Origin of the sequence: Roseovarius amoyensis (assembly GCF_003260265.1) — a bacterium.
Classification (GTDB): Bacteria; Pseudomonadota; Alphaproteobacteria; order Rhodobacterales; family Rhodobacteraceae; genus Roseovarius; species Roseovarius amoyensis.
This window is the reverse complement of the sequence record NZ_QITQ01000026.1, coordinates 23,756-36,775: the sequence shown is the minus strand read 5'-3', so window position 1 is coordinate 36,775 and position 13,020 is coordinate 23,756. Positions and strand designations below refer to the sequence as shown.

Here is a 13,020-nt window from a genome sequence, read left to right as displayed (position 1 = left end):
TGAAGTTCACCGCCGAGCTGATCGCGCCGATCGCGATGGAAGAGGGCCTGCGCTTTGCCATCCGCGAAGGCGGCCGCACCGTCGGCTCGGGCGTCGTCTCGAAAATCATCGAGTGACGCTGAAGGCGCCGACAGGCGCCAGGAAAAATGCAATCGGGGCCGCTCCCTTGGGGGCGGCCTCTTGCGTTCGGGCATCGGTGGCGGCATGCAGAATGAAAAGGAAAGGGGGGCTGGATATGCCCGGCGATTTCCCACGGCCAGATACGCGCCATCCCGTCTGCCTGCCCGATGGTACGGCACATGAAAGCACCGTCTTTCTGCGCGCGGCAATCCGGCACCCGCGGATAGAGGTTGGCGATTACAGCTATGCCAGTGCCGACAGCCCGTCGGCGGACTGGGCCGAGCGGCTTGCGCCCTATCTTTATGATTTCTCGCCCGAAAGGCTGATTATCGGCAAATACTGTCAGATCGCGCATGGGGTGGAATTCATCACCGCTTCGGCAAATCATCGGCGTGACGGGTTTTCCACCTTCCCCTTTGCGATCTTCGGCGGCGCCGCAACCGAAGGTGTGCCGCGCCCGTCGATGCCCGGCCCGGGGCCAGACACGGTTGTGGGGCACGATGTCTGGCTGGGGCGGAACGCGCGGGTGCTGGCCGGCGCCCGTATCGGCAGCGGTGCCATCATCGGGGCGGGGGCGGTGGTGACGGGCGAGGTGCCGCCCTATGCGGTGATGGCTGGCAATCCGGCACGATGCATCCGCCGGCGTTTCGGCGCGCCAACCATCGACCGCCTTTTGAAGATCGCCTGGTGGGATTGGCCGGTCGACCGCGTTCTTGCCCATGAGGCGGCGATTTGCGGTTTCGACCTGCCGACGCTGGAGCGTGCCGCCGCTGGCTAGGGCCGTCGCAGAATGGGCGGTGCAACCAGCAAAAGGCGGAACAGGTCGCGCGAGATCGGCCTTGCAATGATACGGGTGCGCAAGTAAATGAAAGCCCGGCTTCTAGGGGTATAGCTCAGCTGGTAGAGCGACGGTCTCCAAAACCGTAGGTCGCGGGTTCGAACCCTGCTGCCCCTGCCAATTCCCAGATCATGTCAGCGCCTTGTCGAGCGCCCGGCCCAGCCGGCCGATGGCGTCGTCAAGCTCGGCCTCGGTGGCGATGAAGGGCGGGGCCAGCAGCACATGGTCGCCCACCCGCCCGTCGCGCGTGCCCGGCATGGGATAACAGATCAGCCCCTCGGCAAAAGCGGCCTTCTTCAGCTTGCCGGCGACGCCCTTTTCCGGTGCGAAGGGCGTCTTGCCGTCGCGGTCAGCGACGAATTCCAACCCCCAGAAAAAGCCACGCCCGCGGATGTCGCCCACATGCGGATGCTGGCCGAATCGCGCCTGCAGCAACGATTGCAGATATGTGCCGCGTTCGCGCACCTGTGCGGGCAGGTTGCGTTCGACCAGTTCGCTCAGTACCGCCAGCCCGGCAGCGGCGGCCACCGGATGGCCCAGATAGGTGTGCCCGTGCTGAAAGAACCCGGTTCCCTGGCAGATGGTGTCATAGACATTGTCGGTGCACAGCATCGCGCCGATCGGCTGATAGCCGGCGCCCAGCCCCTTGGCGATGCACAGGATGTCGGGCGCGACGCCCTCGGCCTCGCAGGCGAAAAGATGGCCGGTGCGGCCCATCCCGCACATCACCTCGTCCAAAATCAGCAGCACGCCGTATCGGTCGCAAATCTCGCGGATGCGGGTGAAATAGCCCTCGACCGCTGGCACCGCGCCCAGCGTCGCGCCGACAACCGGCTCGGCGATGAAGGCTATTACCGTGTCGGGGCCCAGCCTGAGGATTTCATCCTCCAGTTCCTGCGCGGTGCGGTGGCCGTATTCGGCAAGTGTCTCATCCTGCGTTCGTTCGGCATATTCATAGCAGGGGGCGATATGGCTCATCTCGACCAGCAGCGGCGCGAACTGTGCCCGCCGCCAGGCGTTGCCCCCGGCCGACAGCGCGCCCAGCGTGTTGCCGTGATAGCTTTGGCGCCGGGCGATCAGGTGGCGGCGCTGTGGCTCGCCCTGCTCGACGTGATACTGCCGCGCCAGCTTGATGGCCGACTCCACCGCCTCGGACCCGCCCGAGACCAAATAGACCCGGTCCAGCCGCCCCGGCGCGTTTGCGATCAGCAGATCGGCCAGCGCCTCGGCCGGTTCGGAGGTGAAGAACCCGGTATGGGCAAAGGCCAGGTCGGCCACCTGGTTTTGCACCGCCTCGGCCACGCGGACGTTGGAATGGCCCAGACATGACACTGCCGCGCCGCCCGAGCCGTCGAAATAGCGCTTGCCGTCGGCGTCGATCAGAAAACAGCCATCGCCCCCCACAGCGGTGGGCAGGTCGGTGTGACAGTGGCGGGGGAAAATATGGCTCATGGCAACCGCGTCCCTGGCTTCGGCGGAGATACCCCAGTGGGACCCGGCGCTGAGCGGTTGTCAAGGCCACCTGAAGGCTGCGAATCAGGTCTGCCGGCGGGCCGGTCGGGGTGCGGGGCCGGCAGGCCGAAATTCGGGTTTTGGAAACAGTATTTTGGTCCGGTTTGAACTGTTTCCCGAATTGCGGCGAAAAGGCGTTCCAAAGCCGCAAAACATGACAAACCCTCGGCTTTCGCCACCGTTTTGCCATAATTGAAACGCAAAAAAACCTTCGTTTCCACGCCGTGGGCCGGCCGATTTATCCGGGCCCAGACGGTGGCGGAACGGTTCGAAAGAGCGTTGCCATGACCAGGTATATTGTCGTGAACAGACCGAACCCACATCTGCCCCATGACTCGGAGGAGCTGCAAAGCCCGCCGCCGCCCGATGCACTGACCGACGAGATCGCGCAGAAGAATGCCGAGCTGATGATTGGAAAGCTGCTGGGCAAGACGCCCGCTGTCGAGGGAGAGGGCGTTCTGGCGCCGCCCCTGGTACAGACCCAGCCATGCCATGCCGCCCCGGCGCAACCCGACGTCGCCATGCGCGAACCCCGACAGGCCGAACCCCGGGTAAGGGCTGCGGCGCGCGGACCAAAGGCTGCGGCGCATGAACAGCCAATAGCTGCAACGCGTGAACGCGCGAAGACGCCGGAGGCGGATGGCAAGGACCCGGACGAAGTCCGGCTGCGCGCTGCCCTGCTCGAAGGCTCGGTGCTGGGCGCGGAAGAGGACGCGCGCGACGGGTTGCTGGCGCGCCTGCGCCCGGTTCACGGGGTTGCGCTGGCGCTGCTGCTGGCCACGCTGCTGTGGCCGATGATGATCGGTGTCGCCGCGTTGCTGCTGATCGGGTCCGGGGTTGGCATCACATTGATGCTGCGCCGTGCCGTCGCCGGCGGACGCTGGTGGCGCTTTGCCAGCCGTCACCCCCGGACGGCCGAACGGCTGAGACGCGTGGCCGACCGTGCCGCCGTCGGCGTCGACCGCGTGCTTGACCTGCTGCCGGCCGGCCTGGCCGACCGGCTGGCGTGGCCCGATCTGTCCGAGCCGCTTTCGCCCGGGATGGGCTGAGGGCAACACAGTCTGCGGCCCCGGGTGCCGCCGATGCCTTCGACACTTGAACTTGTGCGGGCATGCGCGTATGTCCCCGCGACAGGCGAATGCAGATCAGGGCAGCAATGCACATGGCCAAGACCAACCCGCTTCAGTTCATCCAGCAGACCCGTTCGGAAATTTCCAAGGTCGTCTGGCCAACCCGGCGTGAGGTGGTCCTGACAACGGTTATGGTCTTCATCATGGCCACGCTGACGGCGATCTTCTTTGCGCTTGTCGATCTGCTGATCCGTACCGGGCTGCAAGGGGTGCTTGGCTTTTTCGGGTGATCGAAAATTTCCGCACAGCCCCTTGAATTCTTGCAAAATTGGCGATAGGCCACGCGTTACTCCGACCCTTGGCGCGCGGCGATTCGTGTTGCGCGCCGATTTTCGTTTGGGCGGACCCGGGCTAAGCGCCTGAAAACAGGTAGAGACCTCCGGCGCAGACCGGACTTGACAGGATTTGGTTCGACAATGGCGAAACGGTGGTACTCGGTCAGTGTTCTTTCGAACTTCGAAAAGAAGATCGCCGAGCAGATCAGGCAATCCGTGGCCGAACAGGGCCTCGAGGACGAGATCGACGAGGTTCTCGTGCCGACCGAAGAGGTCATCGAGGTGCGCCGCGGCAAGAAGGTGACCGCCGAGCGCCGCTTTATGCCGGGCTATGTGCTGGTGCATATGGAAATGTCGGATCGCGGGTATCACCTGATCAACTCGATCAACCGTGTCACCGGTTTCCTGGGGCCGCAGGGGCGGCCGATGCCGATGCGCGATGCCGAGGTGAACGCCATCCTCAACCGCGTGCAAGAGGGTGAAGATGCCCCGCGCACCCTGATCTCGTTCGAGATCGGCGAAAGGGTCAAGGTCAACGACGGCCCGTTCGAGGATTTCGACGGCATGGTCGAAGAGGTGGACGACGACAACCAGCGCCTCAAGGTGATGGTGTCGATTTTCGGCCGGGAAACCCCGGTCGAGCTGGAATACACGCAGGTCACGAAACAGACGTGACCGACGGGTCGGGGCGGCGGTGACGCGCGCCCCATGCAATGCCCGGGCTGCCGGGCCGTGACAGTGGGAGGCAGGGGCGTCGCGATGCCCGGGCCGGACCACACAACCTGAAAGACTGCGGGGCGCGCCCCGTGGATGTTGGAAAAAGGAGAGGCCGGATGGCCAAGAAACTGGCTGGTAAGATGAAGCTGCAGGTGCCTGCAGGCCAAGCGAACCCGTCCCCGCCCGTGGGGCCGGCGCTGGGTCAGCGCGGGATCAACATCATGGAATTCTGCAAGGCGTTCAACGCCAAGACGCAGGACATGGAGCCCGGTGCGCCTTGCCCGACCGTCATCACCTATTACCAGGACAAGTCGTTCGAGATGGACATCAAGACGCCGCCGGCGTCGTACTATCTCAGGAAAGCGGCCAAGCTGAAATCCGGCTCCAAGACGCCGGGCCGCGAAACCGTGGCCACCGTCAGCCCCAAACAGCTGCGCGAAATCGCCGAGGCCAAGTGGAAGGACCTCAACGCCAACGACGTCGAGTCTGCCATGAAGATCATTCAGGGCAGCGCGCGGTCAATGGGCATTGAGGTGAAGTAAGATGGCAAAACTCGGAAAACGCACCCGCGCCGCCCGCGAGGCCCTGGCCGGCAAAACGAACCTGACGGTCGAAGAGGCCGTCGCGCTGATCAAGGCGAACGCCACCGCGAAATTCGACGAAACAATCGAGATTGCGCTGAACCTGGGCGTTGATACCCGCCACGCCGACCAGATGGTGCGCGGCGTCGTCGGCCTGCCCAACGGCACCGGCAAACAGGTCCGCGTTGCGGTCTTTGCCCGCGGCCCCAAGGCCGACGAGGCCAGCGAAGCCGGCGCTGATATCGTCGGGGCCGAAGACCTGATGGAAACCATCCAGGGCGGCACGATCGAATTCGATCGCTGCATCGCCACGCCTGACATGATGCCGATCGTCGGTCGGCTGGGCAAGGTTCTCGGTCCGCGCAACCTGATGCCGAACCCCAAGGTCGGCACGGTGACGATGGATGTGGCCGACGCCGTCAAGGCCGCCAAGGGCGGTGAGGTCCAGTTCAAGGCCGGCAAGGGCGGTGTCGTCCATGCGGGCATCGGCAAGGCCTCCTTTGATGAAAGCCAACTGGTCGAGAACGTTCGTGCCTTTGTCACGGCGGTTAACCGGGCCAAGCCGAGCGGCGCCAAGGGTGCCTACATGAAGAAGATCTCGCTGACCTCGACCATGGGGCCGGGTGTCAGCATCGACGTGAGCAACGCCGCGTCGGAATAAGGAATTTGTCCCGGGTTTCGGCCCGGGGCGAATGGCGGGGCCGTCAGCGGCCCCGTCCTGTCCGAGACGGAGGGTTGGCCCGGATATGCGGGTCATTAATTCCTTCCTGAGACGGGGAACGAGTTTGAGATGTCACGCCGGGGTTCGCCCTCGGGTGATCTTGGTCTCGGGACCCGGATAAAAGGACCCGAACTCCGGAAAATACCCCGGGGAAAACAAGGAGCCGGAGGGGAAACCCCCTCCATTGTTGGAGTGAAACTGTGGATAGAGCCCAGAAAGAGAAAGTGGTCGAGGAACTCGGCCAGATCTTTGAAAGCTCTGGCGTCGTAGTGGTTGCCCACTATGCGGGTCTTACAGTTGCCGAAATGCAGGACCTTCGTGCGCGTGCGCGCGATGCGGAGGCTTCCGTGCGCGTCGCCAAGAACAGGCTCGCCAGGATCGCCCTTGAGGGCAAGCCGTGCGAAAGCATTGCCGAATACCTCTCGGGCATGACCGTGCTCACCTTCTCGGAAGACCCCGTGGCAGCCGCCCGGATCGCCGAGAAGTTCGCCAAGGACAATCCCAAGTTTGAAATCCTTGGCGGTGCAATGGGTGAGACGGCGCTGGATCGTGGCGGTGTCGAGGCGGTGTCGAAGATGCCCTCGCGCGAAGAGCTTATTGCTCAGATCGCAAGCTGCATCGGTGCACCTGCCGCGAACATTGCCGGGGCCATTGGCGCGCCGGGCGCGAATATCGCGGGCATTCTCTCGACCATCGAAGAGAAGGCCGAAGCGGCATAAGGCAACTGGAACGATCCGCGTTTGGGCTGCCCGCCCGACGTTGGAACACATCTTACAAACGGAAAGAGCTGAAAAATGGCTGATCTGAAAAAACTGGCCGAAGAGATCGTGGGTCTGACCCTTCTCGAGGCACAAGAACTGAAAACCATCCTTAAGGATGAGTACGGCATCGAGCCCGCCGCCGGCGGCGCTGTGATGGTTGCTGGTGCTGCCGACGGCGGTGCCGGTGGCGGTGCTGCCGAAGAGCAGACCGAATTCGACGTGATCCTGAAATCGGCCGGCGCGTCGAAGATTAACGTCATCAAAGAGGTCCGCGCGATCACCGGTCTTGGCCTGAAAGAAGCCAAGGAACTGGTCGAGGCCGGCGGCAAAGCCGTCAAGGAACAGGTTTCCAAAGAGGAAGCCGAAGAGCTCAAAGGCAAGCTGGAAGCAGCCGGCGCCGAAGTCGAGCTCAAGTGACAATAACCGGCGGCGCGGGGCCAAACGTCCCGCGCCGCCGGCACAAGACGTTTGTACAAAACGCTACGGCGTTTTTTTGTGCTTGAGAAGACCTCTCATCGGACACGGGGTTCCGGGCGGGGCAAGGGGAACGACGCAAGACCCATGACGAGTAGCCGCACATACCTGTTTCCCCTGCCCGAGGCGTCCGCGCCCGTCGGCGGGATAAACGTGCTGTTGCAGATCGTGAGCGTGCTGCGCGGCGCCGGCTATGATGCCGCGCCGGTCTATGCCAGCCAGGGCTATGCCTATGATTTCTGGCCCTATGACGGCCCGGCCTATCACGACCCGGCGCTGGCGTCGCTGATCAACCCGTTCGAACGGCGCCTGACGCGGCTGAAAAAGAAATTTTCGGGATGGTCGGCGCGCCTGGGCCACGCGGTCAACGCGCTGCGCCGTCCCCGCCCCGACGACGTGTTCGTTTCGCCCGAATTCTGCCTGACCGAGGTCGCGCGCGTCTATCCCGACAACCGGATTGTGCTGGCGGCGCAGGATGCGCAGGGGCTGGCGCTGGCGCGCCACTGGGATGACGACGGCGCCGCGTTTGGCCGTGTCGCGGCGGGCTTCGCCACGTCCGAGGCCAGCGCCGCGGCATTGAAACACGTCATGGATGCCCCGGCAGAACGGATCACGCTGCATGTCGCGCAGCCCGGCTTGGCCTATGCGCAGGGCAAGAAGCGCCAGATCGCCTTTATGCCGCGCAAGCGGCCCGAAGAGGCGGCGTTCGTCGTTGCGGCCCTGCGGGACCTGCCCGAGCTGCAAGGCTGGGAAATCGTCGAGATGTCGGGCCTTGCGCCCGAGCAACTGGTCGGGATGTTCCGCGACTCGCTGGTGTTCCTGTCGTTCTCGCAACGCGAGGGGTTCGGTCTGCCGCCGGCAGAGGCGATGAAGGCGGGCTGCATCGTGATCGGCTATGCCGGCGTGGGCGGCGAAGAGTATTTCTCCGCCGAGACCGGCATCAAGGTGCCGGATTCGGATTTCCCGGCCCTGATCGAGGCGGTGCGCGCGACCGTGGCCGAATACGACCGCGACCCGGCGCGGCTGGATACGATGCGCAAGACCGCGTCGGACGTCATTTCGCGCCGCTATTCGCGCGAACGCTTCGAGGAAAGCGTTTTGTCCGCATGGCGCGGGATCGAGGCCCGCCTTGGGGCGGCCGCTGGTGGCAACAGGGCGGAGGCGGTCGCATGATCTGACGACACGATACCCCCCCAATCGGGATGCTCTTCCCGAACGTGCAGGTGCTGCACGTTTCGGAAGGTCAGCCCGGCGGATCGAGCGAGGCGTTATGGGCAACGCCTCAGGAATGGATCCGCACTGACCCCCAGTCTGCGCCGTCGCCGGGCCCGTCCCAGCCCGAACGGTGGCGCGAGAACCAGACAAGGACGCGCGTACCCCATGCCCGAAACCTACCTTGGCCAAAAACGTCTTCGCAAATATTACGGCAAGATCCGTGAAGTTCTGGAAATGCCGAACCTCATCGAGGTGCAGAAATCATCCTATGATCTGTTCCTGAATTCCGGCGATCAGCCCGAACCTCAGGACGGCGAAGGCATCAAGGGTGTTTTCCAGTCGGTCTTTCCGATCAAGGATTTCAACGAGACCGCTGTTCTGGAATTCGTCGATTACGAGCTGGAAAAGCCGAAATACGATGTAGACGAGTGTATGCAGCGCGACATGACCTACAGCGCGCCGCTGAAGGTCACGCTGCGGCTGATCGTGTTCGATATCGACGAGGATACCGGCGCGCGGTCGGTCAAGGACATCAAGGAACAGGATGTCTTTATGGGCGACATGCCCCTGATGACACCCAACGGCACCTTTATCGTCAACGGCACCGAACGGGTCATCGTCAGCCAGATGCACCGTTCGCCCGGCGTGTTCTTTGACCACGACAAGGGCAAGACGCATTCGTCAGGCAAGCTGCTGTTCGCCTGCCGGATCATTCCCTATCGCGGTTCGTGGCTGGATTTCGAATTCGACGCCAAGGACATCGTCTTTGCCCGCATCGACCGCCGGCGCAAGCTGCCGGTGACGACGCTTCTCTATGCGCTGGGGCTCGACCAGGAAGGCATCATGGATGCCTATTACGAGACCGTCGGTTACAAGCTGAAGAAAAAGAAGGGCTGGGTCACCCGCTTTTTCCCCGAACGGGTGCGCGGCACGCGGCCGACCTTTGACCTGGTCGATGCCAAGACCGGCGAAGTGATCGCCGAAGCCGGCAAGAAGGTCACCCCGCGCGCGGTCAAGAAACTGATCGACGAGGGCAAGGTAACCGAACTGCTGCTGCCCTTCGAACAGATCGCCGGCAAGTTTGTCGCCCGTGACATCATCAACGAGGAAACCGGCGCGATCTATGTCGAGGCCGGCGACGAGCTGACGATCGAGCGCGACAAGGAAGGCGAAATCATCGGCGGCACGATCATGGAGCTGATCGAGGCCGGCATCACCGAGATCCCGGTGCTGGACATCGACAACATCAATGTCGGTCCCTACATCCGCAACACCATGGCTGCGGACAAGAACATGAACCGCGTTACCGCGCTCATGGACATCTACCGCGTCATGCGCCCGGGCGAGCCGCCGACCGAAGAGGCGGCCTCGGCCCTGTTCGACACGCTGTTCTTCGACTCAGAACGGTATGACCTGTCGGCGGTCGGCCGCGTCAAGATGAACATGCGCCTGAACCTCGACAAGCCCGACACCCAGCGCACGCTGGACCGTGAAGACATCGTCGCCTGCATCAAGGCGCTGGTCGATCTGCGCGACGGCAAGGGCGACATCGACGACATCGACCACCTTGGCAACCGCCGGGTACGTTCGGTGGGCGAACTGATGGAAAACCAGTACCGCGTCGGCCTGCTGCGTATGGAACGCGCGATCAAGGAACGCATGTCCAGCGTCGAGATCGACACGGTGATGCCGCAGGACCTGATCAACGCCAAACCGGCGGCGGCCGCGGTGCGTGAATTCTTCGGCTCCAGCCAGCTGTCGCAGTTCATGGACCAGACCAACCCGCTGTCCGAGGTGACGCACAAACGACGCCTGTCGGCGCTTGGGCCGGGCGGCCTGACGCGCGAACGCGCCGGGTTCGAGGTGCGCGACGTGCACCCCACCCACTATGGTCGGATGTGCCCGATCGAGACGCCGGAAGGGCCGAACATCGGCCTGATCAACAGCCTCGCCACCTTTGCGCGGGTCAACAAGTACGGCTTTATCGAAACGCCTTACCGCAAGGTGAAGGACGGCAAGGTGACCGACGAGGTGATCTATCTGTCGGCCACCGAGGAAATGCGCCACACGGTGGCCCAGGCCAACGCCACGCTCGATGAAGCCGGCAAGTTCGTCAACGACCTGGTCAACACCCGTCAGTCCGGCGAATACATGCTGGCCCCGTCGGAACAGGTCGACCTGATCGACGTGTCGCCCAAGCAGCTGGTCTCGGTCGCGGCGTCGCTTATTCCGTTCCTGGAAAACGACGACGCCAACCGCGCGCTGATGGGCTCGAACATGCAGCGGCAGGCGGTGCCGACGCTGCGCTCCGAGGCGCCGCTGGTGGGCACCGGGATAGAAGGCATTGTTGCCCGCGATTCGGGTGCGTCGGTGCTGGCGCGCCGCGCCGGGGTGATCGACCAGGTCGATGCGCAGCGGATCGTGATCCGCGCCACCGAGGACCTCGAGATCGGCGATCCGGGGGTGGACATCTACCGCATGCGCAAGTTCCAGCGTTCAAACCAGAACACCTGTATCAACCAGCAGCCGCTGGTGAAGGTGGGTCAGACCGTCACCAAGGGCGAGGTCATCGCCGACGGTCCGTCGACCGACCTGGGCGAACTGGCGTTGGGCAAGAACGTGATCGCCGCCTTCATGCCCTGGAACGGCTACAACTTTGAGGACTCGATCCTGATTTCCGAGCGTATCGCGCGTGACGACGTCTTTACCTCGATCCACATCGAGGAATTCGAGGTCGCCGCCCGCGACACCAAGCTGGGGCCGGAAGAGATCACCCGCGACATTCCCAACGTGGGTGAAGAGGCGCTGCGTAACCTCGACGAGGCCGGCATCGTCTATATCGGCGCCGACGTGCAGCCGGGCGACATCCTGGTGGGCAAGATCACCCCCAAGGGCGAAAGCCCGATGACGCCCGAGGAAAAGCTGCTGCGTGCCATCTTTGGCGAAAAGGCCAGCGATGTGCGCGACACCTCGCTGCGGGTCAAGCCGGGCGATTACGGCACCGTTGTCGAGGTTCGCGTGTTCAACCGCCACGGGGTGGAAAAGGACGAGCGCGCGTTGCAGATCGAGCGGGAAGAGGTCGAACGCCTTGCCCGTGACCGCGACGACGAACTGGCGATCCTCGAGCGCAACATTTATGCGCGCCTCAGGGACCTGCTGATCGGCAAGGTGGCGGTCAAGGGGCCCAAGGGCGTCAAGTCCAACTCCGAGATCACCGAGGATCTGCTGGAAACGCTTTCGCGCGGCCAGTGGTGGCAACTCGCGCTCAAGGACGAAGGCGACGCCCAGATCGTCGAGGCGCTCAACTCGCAGTACGAGGCGCAAAAGCGCACGCTCGAGGCGCGTTTCGAGGACAAGGTCGAAAAGGTCCGCCGCGGCGACGACCTGCCCCCGGGGGTGATGAAGATGGTAAAGGTCTTCATCGCGGTCAAGCGCAAGCTGCAGCCGGGCGACAAGATGGCCGGGCGTCACGGCAACAAGGGTGTCGTATCCAGGGTGGTGCCGATGGAGGACATGCCGTTCCTCGCCGATGGCACGCCGGTCGATATCTGCCTCAACCCGCTGGGCGTGCCCAGCCGGATGAACGTCGGCCAGATTCTTGAAACCCATATGGGTTGGGCGGCGCGCGGTCTTGGTCTCAAGATCGACGAGGCGCTGCAGGAGTACCGCCGCTCGGGTGACATGACGCCCGTGCGCGAGGCGATGCGCCTGGCCTATGGCGACGATGTCTATCAAGAGGGCATCAAGGGCATGGACGAGGACACGCTGCTGGAGGCCGCAGGCACCGTCACCCGTGGGGTGCCGATCGCCACGCCGGTCTTTGACGGCGCCAAGGAGGCAGACGTCAACGACGCGCTCAGGCGCGCGGGCTTTGACGAGTCGGGGCAATCGGTACTTTTCGATGGCCGCACCGGCGAGCAGTTCGCCCGCCCGGTTACGGTGGGCGTCAAGTACCTGCTCAAGCTGCACCACCTTGTCGACGACAAGATCCACGCCCGTTCGACCGGCCCCTACAGCCTGGTCACCCAGCAGCCGCTGGGCGGCAAGGCGCAGTTCGGTGGCCAGCGTTTCGGCGAGATGGAGGTCTGGGCGCTCGAAGCATACGGCGCGGCCTACACCCTGCAGGAAATGCTGACGGTGAAATCCGACGACGTCGCCGGGCGAACCAAGGTCTACGAGTCGATCGTCAAGGGCGAGGACAACTTTGAGGCCGGCGTGCCCGAAAGCTTCAACGTGCTGGTCAAGGAAGTGCGTGGCCTCGGCCTGAACATGGAACTCCTGGACGCGGAGGAGGAAGAGTGAAAATGATTGGGCTTGCTCCAGTTGTTGCCGCTGCGTCCTTCGTTTCCGGCTGTGCCGTAACAGTTACGGATTACGATGAGGGGCGCGATTTTCGTTTGTCGCCTGACGGAAAGTTATCTTTAGTGCGCGAATGGGAACCCGCTCCTCATTGGAACCCACGACCTGATCGGAGCACGCCACTGACTGTTGACACGATGCACTTTGTTTCAAACCCAGAGCAGAAGGCGTTGGTTGCAGCGAACGAAATGTGCGGCTTGCCTAAAGGCAGCACGGCCGACAAAACGCAACTCAAACACGCGTTCAATTACTTCGGGCAGAACTATTATGAGTTCAATTGCCCTGAGCCTGGAAAGGACTCCTAATGAACCAGGAAC

Annotated in this window: 13 protein-coding genes and 1 tRNA gene; 13 read left to right on the top strand and 1 reads right to left on the bottom strand. The window is 63.4% G+C overall.

Going from position 1 to position 13,020, the window contains the following annotated elements; genetic code table 11:
• The 3 genes from DL899_RS16420 to DL899_RS16410 all read left to right on the top strand — a co-directional run.
• A partial coding sequence (locus tag DL899_RS16420; RefSeq protein ID WP_162685598.1) for an EF-Tu C-terminal domain-related protein occupies positions 1-116 on the top strand: 116 nt, incomplete at its 5' end.
• Between the two features lie 95 nt (positions 117-211).
• Positions 212-898 (top strand): CatB-related O-acetyltransferase, encoded by a 687-nt coding sequence (locus tag DL899_RS16415; RefSeq protein WP_239494739.1) that lies wholly within the window; start codon positions 212-214, stop codon positions 896-898.
• A 104-nt stretch (positions 899-1,002) separates the two neighbouring features.
• Positions 1,003-1,078 (top strand) — tRNA-Trp (locus tag DL899_RS16410).
• A 9-nt stretch (positions 1,079-1,087) separates the two neighbouring features.
• On the opposite strand, the gene DL899_RS16405 is transcribed toward DL899_RS16410, so the two are convergent.
• Entirely contained in the window at positions 1,088-2,410 is a 1,323-nt protein-coding gene (locus DL899_RS16405; RefSeq protein WP_111735433.1) for an aspartate aminotransferase family protein, read from the bottom strand.
• A gap of 344 nt (positions 2,411-2,754) precedes the next feature.
• Here DL899_RS16405 and DL899_RS16400 point away from each other — a divergent pair, with 344 nt between their 5' ends.
• The 10 genes from DL899_RS16400 (at position 2,755) to DL899_RS19465 (ending at position 13,008) form a co-directional block, all read left to right on the top strand.
• Positions 2,755-3,519: a hypothetical protein gene (locus DL899_RS16400; protein ID WP_111735432.1), complete on the top strand. Its 765-nt coding sequence runs from the start codon at positions 2,755-2,757 to the stop codon at positions 3,517-3,519.
• A 113-nt stretch (positions 3,520-3,632) separates the two neighbouring features.
• Positions 3,633-3,830 (top strand): preprotein translocase subunit SecE, encoded by a 198-nt coding sequence (gene secE / locus DL899_RS16395; RefSeq protein ID WP_111735441.1) that lies wholly within the window; start codon positions 3,633-3,635, stop codon positions 3,828-3,830.
• 186 nt (positions 3,831-4,016) lie between these two features.
• Positions 4,017-4,550 (top strand): transcription termination/antitermination protein NusG, encoded by a 534-nt coding sequence (nusG, locus tag DL899_RS16390; RefSeq protein ID WP_111735431.1) that lies wholly within the window; start codon positions 4,017-4,019, stop codon positions 4,548-4,550.
• 158 nt (positions 4,551-4,708) lie between these two features.
• Positions 4,709-5,134 carry a 50S ribosomal protein L11 gene (rplK, locus tag DL899_RS16385; RefSeq protein WP_111735430.1) on the top strand — a complete coding sequence of 142 codons (426 nt, stop codon included), beginning with the start codon at positions 4,709-4,711 and terminating at the stop codon, positions 5,132-5,134.
• A gap of 1 nt (position 5,135) precedes the next feature.
• A complete protein-coding gene (gene rplA / locus DL899_RS16380; protein WP_111735429.1) occupies positions 5,136-5,834 on the top strand; it encodes a 50S ribosomal protein L1 in 699 nt (232 codons plus the stop codon).
• A 260-nt stretch (positions 5,835-6,094) separates the two neighbouring features.
• Positions 6,095-6,613, top strand: a complete 519-nt coding sequence (gene rplJ / locus DL899_RS16375; RefSeq protein WP_111735428.1) for a 50S ribosomal protein L10 — start codon at positions 6,095-6,097, stop codon at positions 6,611-6,613.
• 75 nt (positions 6,614-6,688) lie between these two features.
• Positions 6,689-7,072: a 50S ribosomal protein L7/L12 gene (gene rplL / locus DL899_RS16370; protein ID WP_111735427.1), complete on the top strand. Its 384-nt coding sequence runs from the start codon at positions 6,689-6,691 to the stop codon at positions 7,070-7,072.
• Between the two features lie 144 nt (positions 7,073-7,216).
• Positions 7,217-8,302, top strand: a complete 1,086-nt coding sequence (locus DL899_RS16365; protein WP_111735426.1) for a glycosyltransferase — start codon at positions 7,217-7,219, stop codon at positions 8,300-8,302.
• Between the two features lie 207 nt (positions 8,303-8,509).
• A complete protein-coding gene (rpoB, locus tag DL899_RS16360) occupies positions 8,510-12,646 on the top strand; it encodes a DNA-directed RNA polymerase subunit beta (RefSeq protein WP_111735425.1) in 4,137 nt (1,378 codons plus the stop codon).
• Complete coding sequence (locus DL899_RS19465) at positions 12,643-13,008, top strand: hypothetical protein (protein ID WP_162685612.1); 366 nt, start codon at positions 12,643-12,645, stop codon at positions 13,006-13,008. The genes rpoB and DL899_RS19465 overlap by 4 nt, the downstream gene beginning before the upstream one ends.
• Positions 13,009-13,020 lie beyond the last annotated feature (12 nt).